Origin of the sequence: Salinivibrio sp. MA607 (assembly GCF_001996245.1) — a bacterium.
Taxonomy (GTDB): Bacteria; Pseudomonadota; Gammaproteobacteria; order Enterobacterales; family Vibrionaceae; genus Salinivibrio; species Salinivibrio costicola.
Genome location: NZ_MUFJ01000037.1, coordinates 22587 through 30979, shown reverse-complemented (window position 1 = coordinate 30979; position 8393 = coordinate 22587). Strand labels below are relative to the sequence as shown.

The window sequence follows — 8393 nt, the reverse complement described above, 5'->3', positions numbered from 1 at the left end:
AATCAGTATATAAGATTGTATTGTCGTAGGTGTTTACTATTTCCTCTTTGGAGCAGTTTTCAATGTCGGCTCGTTGACAATCAGGCGTAAACACTCTCATATTTTCCGGATAACGTTTGAAGTATGTGGGACCATGGCTACCAATTAAGTGTAGCACAGTCATTAAATCTTGGCTGCTATCCGCATTAGATGTCTTCTCTATAAAAGGCTGTATAACGGCTTCATCAAAGCAGGTTTGTCCGTCACAATATGTTTGACTCTCATGACGATTCACTGTGATCTGCGGAATATGTTTCGCGACATTTTTATCACCACTGTCATTTTCTACCCATAACATCTCTGTGCCTGCGCGTTGCATGATATCAAGTAGGTTATCTTGTTTGTCGGCACGTTCTCGATTAAAGTTTTCTCGTTCCAAGATAGAGAAAAGACATGGCACAGAAACTGCCGTTGCCGTTCCACATGAGCTTACATTTTTGAATGAGATAACACCTTCTTGCGATGTGAATTGATTTGTCTTTCGCGAATAACCATTTAGTTGCTGGTTCTGAGCGCGAGCCGTTTCCCCTAAAACAAAAACAAATAAAGTTGGTTTTTTTGTCTTATGTGTGTCTGTTTTTTGTGCGTCCTCGCCAATTTTTTTGTATGGTAGAGGATCCGACAGGTATTCATTGTTGACATATTTTCCAATGCTATAAACTAACTCTGTGGGAATGATAACCTTTTTTAAGTAAGAGTTATTTCTGCCAACGGATGCATAATCTTGATAATATAATGTAGCAATGATGAGTATAACGACTATCGATGCTATCACTGATATTGCCTTTTTCATGATCATAAAAAGAAGCGGATCACTTTCTTCTATTTTTACAATAAAAAGAAACAGTGATGGAATCCCTCCCATGAATAAAAACCAAGCAAGAGAGTAAATACTAACATAACTCGATGCTTCTGCTGAGTCTGTTTCGATGACATTTACAATCATATCACTGTCGAAAATTATACCATAACTAAAAGTGGCATAACTTGCTGCCGATGACAGAAGTAAAAGTATGATAAAAAAAGGTTTGGTAATGAGTGGCCAGCTAAAAGCGTTAAAAATAATATTAAAGCTAGCGATGAAAAAGAGAGGAATCGTAGCGACGAAACCAGGATTTACACTGTCTAGCCTATAGAGTATTCCTCCAAGTTCATTATAAATTGGAATATTAACAATTAATGCGAAATATATAGCGAACACTATCGTTATTGATGTGTGTGTGAATCTTAAATTCTTTATCTTCATCACTTAAACATCCTTAATATTAGTAGAGCATAGATTTTATGTAGTTACGCATACCATATCGACTCATTAAAATGGCGGCGCTAACATGAATCGTGACGAAGACTAGAGTTGCATTGGCAGCAAACTCATGGACTTCTTCTAACCATTCGAGCTCTCCACCTGACTGCGTCATTGTCCAGCCAGTCAAAATGGTGACCAGGAGCAATCCCCAAAGACTCCAAATCATAAGTGCCGCGGCAGGATTGTGACCTGAGCTTGTGTGATCACGCCCATCTATAAGGTTGCTGAAGTGAGCACGAGCGGCAGAAAGCGAGGGAATAAAACGGGTGAGTCGTGCTTCTGAATGTGTGAACATTCCCCAAATCAGACGTAAGACAATGGCCCCAAGGATCACGTACCCAAACCAGCGATGAATGTCACTGCCTTCTTCAGTGACGCTCATGTTGGCAAAGAATAATGCAGCAATCATCCAATGGCTGAATCGGACGACTCTGTCCCATTTAAATGGTCGGGTGGTGTTGGCGGTCATGATAATTTCCTCTCATATTGTTATGCCTTCACTCTATGAGAGGAAACTTAAGAATCGCTTAAGAGGGTGGAAAAAATAAAAAGGTGATATTTTACAATTGGATAGATTTTTGGGGTGCGTTTTTTATCGACTGGAGGAGATTCTTAAGCTTTTCTTAAGTATCGCGCCGTAAGCTCAGTGACAATAAATCAATAAAGGATGTCACCGCTATGGTTAATTCAGCGAGTCGATTTGACATTGTTACACCAGACTCAGCGAATCGCGCTGAAATAGAGGCGTATATTGCTGAACGCTATCAACAAGCCTTCGACGCGACAATTACCACTTTCATGCCTTATTTGTCCTGCCTGAGAGGGAAAGACGATCGCTTATTGTCGGTATGCGGTTATCGCCCCGCTGCGTGTCAGCCGCTTTTTCTCGAACAATACCTTGGCGATGATGTTGCTGATGTACTCAGCACTCACTATCAGCAAGTGATCACGCGTACATCAGTGATTGAATTTGGGCAACTGGCCTCGTTCTCTTCGGGGACGTCGCTACCGCATTTCCACGCTTTAGCGAATGTGCTGCTATCCCACGGATACTTGTGGTGTGTGTTTACCGCGACAGGGCCGCTATATGCACTCATGCGTCGATTTGGCCTTGCTCCCCATCTTCTGACCAATGCGGAAGCGAGTCGCTTACAACTCACTACTGACCAATGGGGCGACTACTACACGCGGATGCCTCGTGTCTGTGCTGGTAACCTTGCTCAAGGTGCTGAACAGTTGGCTCGAATCGCGTCTAAACACCGTCATACGGAGAATGCACATGCGCGTCTTATTTGAACGTTTGGCTAAATATGCCAGCTCCCAATCTGATCAGGTTGCCATTCAAGGGACGGATGCATCTGGCGACTGCCTGATATTGACTTACGAAGCGCTTTGGGAACGAATCAGGGCTTTGAGTGAAGCCCTATTGGCGCTAGATGCGCACATGATTGGGCTTGCCGGTGACAACAGTGTTAGTTGGGTACTGATCGATCTTGCCGCTGCGTATGCAGGCATTTCAATTGTACCGATCCCGCCATTTTTTACGGCGGATCAACAACTGCATGTCTTGGAGACTGCGAGGGTCGATTGGGTGATTGGCTCGCTACACCCTGATGTCGCATTAAGCCACGAATCTGTGACTACATTGGCGGGATTACCATGCCACGCACGAGATGTAGACGCACTGCCAGCTTTGCCTCCTGCCGTAAAGGTCACGTTTACTTCAGGCTCGACCGGTTCTCCCAAGGGCGTGGTATTGAGCGCAGCCACGCTAGAGAGCGTTAGCGTATCGCTTGCCAATACCGTCTCCACCACTGCGGTGTCCTCCCATCATTTAGTCGTCCTTCCCCTGTCCACACTACTGGAGAATATTACGGGTGTTTACGTGCCTCTATTGCTTGGGGTGACGACAGTGATCCCATCCAGCCATGACTTGGGGCTGATCGGCTCAAGCCAGTTAAACCTGAATCAATTGATGAGCGGACTGATTCGTTATCGTCCGCAAAGCTTGGTACTTACCCCTGCGTTATTGCGAGCCGTCATCCATCTTGGTGAACAGCATCCTGGTGCGGTTGCCGATCTCAAGCATGTTGCTGTCGGAGGCGCAAAGGTGGCACCGGCCTTATTGCGCGCAGCAAGTCGGCTTGGCTTATCGGTTTTTGAGGGTTATGGCTTATCTGAGTGCGGATCAGTGGTGAGCTTGAATACCACCGATCACCATTGTGTTGGCAGTGTGGGTAAACCGTTACCTCACAATCGTGTTTTTCTAGCACCAGATGGTGAAATTATGGTAACAGGCGCGACATTCTCAGGTTATCTGGATCGCGACTTTATCCCTCACCAAGGCGCCGTCGCGACGGGAGATATCGGTGAGTTTGATGATGACGGCTTTTTGTATGTAAAAGGTCGCAAAAAAAATCAACTCATTACGGCTTTTGGCCGCAACATCCATCCAGAATGGATTGAGGCGGAAGCCATGGCCTATTCGGCGCTTAGCAACATGGTGGTATTGGGAGAGGGGAAGGACTACCTGACTGCCATTATTGGTAGCGACTCTCCTGATCAAGCAAAGCAGCAGCTGATCCAGCTTAACCACCAACTGCCCGATTATGCGCAGCTCCGAGCGGTGATATTTACCGCTCCTTTTCATCAGCAACCCCATTTGATGACGGCAAATGGCCGCCCTAAACGCGATGTCTTTTGCCAACAATTTGAGCCGCAACTTAACACGTCGGCCCAATCATTACTGACTGACGAAACCCTGCCACTCACGGCACATTCCTAGGAGGATTTATGGATAATCAAGGTTTTTTCCATGTACTAGAGAAAGAAACCGCTCAGGCGAGAGCCTCAATGCTGAGTGTGCCTGTGATTGAGGCTTGCGACTATAAGGCGATCACGCTGCAAACCTACACGGCCTTTCTTGTTCAGGCTTATCACCATGTGAAGCATACCGTTCCATTACTGATGGCCTGTGGTTCTCGGTTGCCGGAGCACTATGAATGGTTACGCCAAGCGCTCGGCGAATACATTGAGGAAGAGAAAGGTCACCATGAATGGATCTTGGATGACTTGCGCGCATGTGGCTTTGATGCCGAACTAGCGAAGGCTAACTGTGGTGAGGGCCAAGTCGGGTTAGGGATTGAGATGATGGTGGCGTATTTATATCACCAAATTGATCGCAAAAATCCAATGGCTCTATTTGGCATGGTTTGGGTGTTGGAAGGGACGAGTGTCTCAATCGGCGGCTCGATGGCCGCACTGATCCAGCAAACGCTTTCTCTACCCGATACAGCGATGCGGTATTTAACGTCACACAGCACCTTGGACGTAGAGCATATTGGCTATTTTGCCGATTTGATGAACAAGGTAACGGATCCAGCGGACCAACAAGCCATCATTGATAGTGCGAACCGTGTTTATGCGCTGTATGAATCAATGCTGCGAGCGCTTCCCATGACCACAACACAGACGCAAGTGGCATAGGAGGCGGTAATGAAAAACACAATTATATTGCTAACAGGTGCGACAGGAGGCATTGGCCGAGCACTGGCTGATGCACTGGCAAGAAAAGGCGCAATACTTGTGCTCGTCGGCCGCCATTTTACCGCGTTGCATGATCTTAAAAACCAGCTTATGAATAGCGAGCGTCATCAGATCATCGAAGCAGACATTGGTGCAGTAGAAGGAAGAGACAAGGTGAATCAGCATGCACGATGGCTGGGTCAGCAAGGTACGCCAATAGAAATACTGATCAATAATGCAGGGGTAAATAGTTTCAATTACCTATCCATGCGCGCGGATGTCAGTATTGAACATGAGATTGCCATCAACCTAACCGCGCCTATTTTGCTTTGTAAACAGGCACTAACGTGGCTCGCACCGACAGGCCTGATTGTCAATATTGGCTCAACCTTTGCTAGTATCGGTTTCCCCGGGTATGCCAATTACGGTGCGACTAAATCAGGCCTGTATCGCTTTACCGAAGCGTTAAATCGGGAGCTACATGGCACTCAGCAGTGTGCCATTTATATCGCGCCTCGAGCCACCAAGACGGCGTTAAATGATGCACGTGCAACGGCGATGAATAAGCAATTACAAAATCATGTGGACTCACCCGAGTGGGTAGCGAATCACATTGTTCGTGCTATCGAAAAGCGTTGCTTTGCGACGTGGCTCGGATGGCCCGAAAAGCTGTTTGTTCGTCTGAATCAACTTTTTCCATCGCTAGTGGGTCATGGAATCGCAAAACAAAAAGATATCATTGATCTTCACGCCATGACGCCGCAAGACTTGCCAGTTACAGAGGAGTCACACCATGACTATACGTAAATCGTTGTATATTACCGTATGGGCACTCAGTTGTTCTTTGATCAGTGCGACAGCGCTGGCCGACCCTATTTTGACTAAGATCCAGACACGCTGGGCACAATGTAACTACACTGTCGAAAGCAGTGACGACAAAGTGGCGTGTTTCGACCGTTTAATCGATGATACGCAAATTGCGCTCCTTGCCCAACCAGCGCGTCATGATCTGAAAATATGGCTTGCTATCAATAAGAGCTCGCTAGCCGGGGTTGACGGTGGCATGGGGGCATTGGCTTTGGTCAAAGATGCAAAAATCCTACTTGAAGATGTGGTAACACAGGCGCCGGAAACGCTGGACGGTTCGGCCCTAACGAGCTTAGCGACTTTGTACCACAAAGTGCCGGGCTGGCCGTTCGCATTTGGGGATGACGATACGGCTGCCGTACTTTTTAAAAAAGCGCTCAAAATTAACCCTAGAGGTATTGATCCCAACTATTTTTATGGTGAATTTTTGGCAGATACCGGAAAAACCAACCTCGCTGTGGCATTCTTAAAGCAAGCACAAAAAGCCCCAGCGCGACCTGAGCGTCGTCTTGCTGATAAAGGTCGGCAACAAGAGATTGCCCAAAAACTGAAGGAGATTAATCAGCAATGAGGCTGTTACTGGTCGAAGACGATTGCATGTTAGGAGAGTCTATGGTGGCTTCGCTGCAGCGTCACGGTTACACCGTTGATTGGCTGCAGCGGGGCGGTGGTGTAGATGCGTTGTTAAATACCGAAAGTTTTACCGCTATCATTCTAGACTTAACCTTGCCAGACACTGATGGGCTTATTGTGTTGCGCAAAATTCGCCGCAAACATAGCGATATCCCTGTGATGATTTTGACCGCACGCGATGACATTGATGACCGTGTGAAAGGGTTAGATGGTGGAGCTGACGACTACATGATCAAACCTTTTGCACTCGAAGAGCTATTGGCGCGTCTGCGCGTCATGATTCGGCGTATTTCCGGTTATGCCGATACCACCATGTCATGCCATGGGGTGACCTTGTCGATGGCGACTGGCGAAGTCGATATGCAAGGCGAGCCAATTCGACTAACGCCTAATGAGTTTAAATTATTATCGACGTTGATGTCACATGCTGGACGCGTGATGAATAAAGATCAGCTTCAGCAAGCCCTTCATGGTATGGATGAGGGCATTAGTCCAAATGCTATTGAAGTGCATATTCATAACCTGCGTAAAAAAACCGGTGGTGCTTTAATTCAGAATATTCGCGGAGTTGGGTATATCATTGAAAAATAAAAGACAACGTCCGCATTCAATAAAACGCCATCTCACTATTACGACTGTATGCACCGTGGGACTAATGATGTTTATCTCATGGTTACTGGTTTACAGCGAAGCCCGCCATGAAATTAATGAAGTTTATGACGCGCGATTGGGTCAATCGGCAAAAACCTTGGCGCTGTCGGTGATGAACTGGGGAGATCAGCCGCCAAATAACTTTACACAAAGTTATACCCATTGGTTAAACGCGATTACTGCCAACGCAAAAGATGACGATACGACCACACCATTTGGTCACCCCTACGAAGATAATTTATTTTTTCAGTACCGTGTTAATGATGCATTAATTGCCAAAAGCCCTAATGCACCGGTGCAATGGATAGGGATATTGGGCAACCCCGGATTCGATGTGGTCACCGCGGCAGGTGAACAATGGCGAACCTTTACATTGGTTTTCGCTCTACCCGATGAACGGCAAGCTAGTTTGCTGGTCGCGGAAAAAGAAGCTATTCGCCAAGAACTGATGACAGAGGTATCACTGACCATTGGTTTACCTCAACTGTTGCTTATACCACTCTTAGCGCTGGTTATGGTCGTTCTAGTAAGTCGCGCGTTTAAACCGTTAGGTGAGCTGAAAGACACTATCGCTGCGCGCAGTATCGATAATCTCGATCATATCCATGTTGCACAACCTACCGTTGAACTAGCGCCATTGGTTAAACAGCTAAATTATCTATTCTCTCAGCTAAAAAATGCGTGGGTGCGTGAAAAGCGCTTGGTTAGTACGGCCGCGCACGAGCTAAAAACTCCCCTCGCGGTACTGCGCCTTAATGCAGAAAATGCTTTGTCTGCCGCCACAAAAGCCGAGCGAGATAACGATTTGACCAATATTCTTGCTGGCATCGATCGTACCGATCGTGTGATTCAGCAGTTGCTCATGCTATCGCGGGTGGAGCAGCAAAAAAACACCGACACCACACACATTGATCTTGTGCCATTGTTACGAGAGCAAATTGCAGCACTCGCACCGATGGCATTGACTCAACAACAGTCAATAGAGCTTGAAGGACGAGACCCCCTGTGGGTGAAAGGCCATCCCGTTATGTTGTCAGTCTTGTTTACTAATTTGATTGATAATGCAATTCGCTATGCAGGAGAAGGCGCATCTATCAGTGTGGTCACCAGTTGCTCAGCCAATACCGTGGTGGTGGCAGTGATTGATTCTGGCGATGCCATACCGGACGAAATTAAGAGTCGTATTTTTGACAAATTCTTCCGCGGTCATACCGAGAAAGGCGACGGGGCTGGTTTGGGTATGTCGATTGTCAAAGACATTGCTGAGCAGCATCAAGCGAGTATTGCGATTCGAAGCCCATATTTTTCCGACCATGGGAATGGTTTTACGGTCACTTTTCCAATTGCCTCCGTATATGAGAGCAGATAGCTA

General features: G+C 46.7%; 9 protein-coding genes. 7 read left to right on the top strand and 2 right to left on the bottom strand.

Going from position 1 to position 8393, the window contains the following annotated elements:
* Positions 1-1285, bottom strand: a 1285-nt coding sequence (locus BZG81_RS14340; protein ID WP_077677712.1) for a phosphoethanolamine transferase, incomplete at its 3' end; no start/stop codon positions are given.
* A 19-nt stretch (positions 1286-1304) separates the two neighbouring features.
* The gene (locus BZG81_RS14335; RefSeq protein ID WP_077677711.1) at positions 1305-1814 is read right to left on the bottom strand and encodes a cytochrome b/b6 domain-containing protein; all 510 of its coding nucleotides are present in this window, start codon (positions 1812-1814) and stop codon (positions 1305-1307) included.
* 209 nt (positions 1815-2023) lie between these two features.
* Here BZG81_RS14335 and BZG81_RS14330 point away from each other — a divergent pair, with 209 nt between their 5' ends.
* From BZG81_RS14330 to BZG81_RS14300, 7 genes are all read left to right on the top strand, one after another.
* Complete coding sequence (locus BZG81_RS14330; protein ID WP_077677710.1) at positions 2024-2641, top strand: thermostable hemolysin; 618 nt, start codon at positions 2024-2026, stop codon at positions 2639-2641.
* On the top strand, positions 2625-4130 hold the full coding sequence (locus BZG81_RS14325; RefSeq protein ID WP_077677709.1) for an AMP-binding protein: 1506 nt from the start codon (positions 2625-2627) through the stop codon (positions 4128-4130). The genes BZG81_RS14330 and BZG81_RS14325 overlap by 17 nt, the downstream gene beginning before the upstream one ends.
* A gap of 8 nt (positions 4131-4138) precedes the next feature.
* A complete protein-coding gene (locus BZG81_RS14320) occupies positions 4139-4831 on the top strand; it encodes a TenA family transcriptional regulator (protein ID WP_077677708.1) in 693 nt (230 codons plus the stop codon).
* A gap of 9 nt (positions 4832-4840) precedes the next feature.
* Positions 4841-5677 carry an SDR family oxidoreductase gene (locus BZG81_RS14315; RefSeq protein WP_077677707.1) on the top strand — a complete coding sequence of 279 codons (837 nt, stop codon included), beginning with the start codon at positions 4841-4843 and terminating at the stop codon, positions 5675-5677.
* On the top strand, positions 5664-6308 hold the full coding sequence (locus BZG81_RS14310) for a hypothetical protein (protein WP_077677706.1): 645 nt from the start codon (positions 5664-5666) through the stop codon (positions 6306-6308). Before BZG81_RS14315 ends, BZG81_RS14310 begins: the two co-directional genes overlap by 14 nt.
* Positions 6305-6961, top strand: coding sequence for a response regulator (locus tag BZG81_RS14305; RefSeq protein WP_077677705.1), 657 nt, complete (start codon positions 6305-6307; stop codon positions 6959-6961). The genes BZG81_RS14310 and BZG81_RS14305 overlap by 4 nt, the downstream gene beginning before the upstream one ends.
* A 64-nt stretch (positions 6962-7025) precedes the next feature.
* Positions 7026-8390: a sensor histidine kinase gene (locus BZG81_RS14300; protein ID WP_241827399.1), complete on the top strand. Its 1365-nt coding sequence runs from the start codon at positions 7026-7028 to the stop codon at positions 8388-8390.
* Positions 8391-8393 lie beyond the last annotated feature (3 nt).